Genomic DNA, 851 nt, shown 5'->3' with positions numbered 1-851 from the left:
AGCAAGGCAGGTTCTTATTGCTCGAGAAATTAGTGAGTGACGTTTTATTGATTTGTCATGAACATCCCTGGGTCAGCTATGCTCGTGTTAAGATAGATAAACCACATGCATTACGCTTTGCTGATTCCGTTTCACTCTCACTTGAATTTCAAGCCTAATTCCACGCTGTCCAAAGCACTCAACAGAAGGACTAAATCATGGAAGCTCTAAGCACCACAGTCACTCACAAAGTGAGCCAAGAAGCGCGCTTGGTTCGAGACGCGCTCGTCGAAGCAGGCCTTGAAACGCCACTCATCCCAACAGGATTAAATAACGATCAAAAATATGAACGTTTGAAGTCCTTGTTTACAGACGTAGTATCAACACTTGGCCTTGATCTGAACGATGACAGCCTAGCCGAGACACCTCATCGAATCGCCAAGATGTACGTTCGCGAGATATTTTCTGGTCTCGACTATGGAAACTTCCCAAAGATTTCTGTGATCGACAATAAAATGAATGTTGATGAGATGGTGACGGTATCTAACATTAGCGTCACTAGCACCTGTGAGCATCACTTCGTAACGATCGATGGTTCAGCAAAGGTTGCATACATTCCAAAAGACAAAGTGATTGGCTTATCGAAAATTAATCGTATTGTTCGATTCTTCGCTCAACGCCCTCAGGTTCAGGAAAGACTGACACAACAAGTTCTATTAGCATTACAGACATTGCTTGGAACGGAAGATGTTGCGGTGTCCATTAACGCAACTCATTACTGTGTTAAATCGCGCGGCATAATGGATTCAAACTCTTACACGTCAACGACTGCATTAGGCGGAACATTCAAGTCGAATGAGCGCACCCGTCAA

1 protein-coding gene is annotated in these 851 nt (G+C 43.9%); it reads left to right on the top strand.

The window, feature by feature from the left end; translation table 11 throughout:
• Positions 1 to 197: 197 nt before the first annotated feature.
• A partial coding sequence (gene folE / locus A3762_RS04025) for a GTP cyclohydrolase I FolE (protein ID WP_068754210.1) occupies positions 198 to 851 on the top strand: 654 nt, incomplete at its 3' end.

Source organism: Oleiphilus sp. HI0125, from assembly GCF_001635355.1.
Note: the sequence above shows the minus strand (reverse complement) of the source record. Positions and strands in the feature narration are given on the sequence as shown.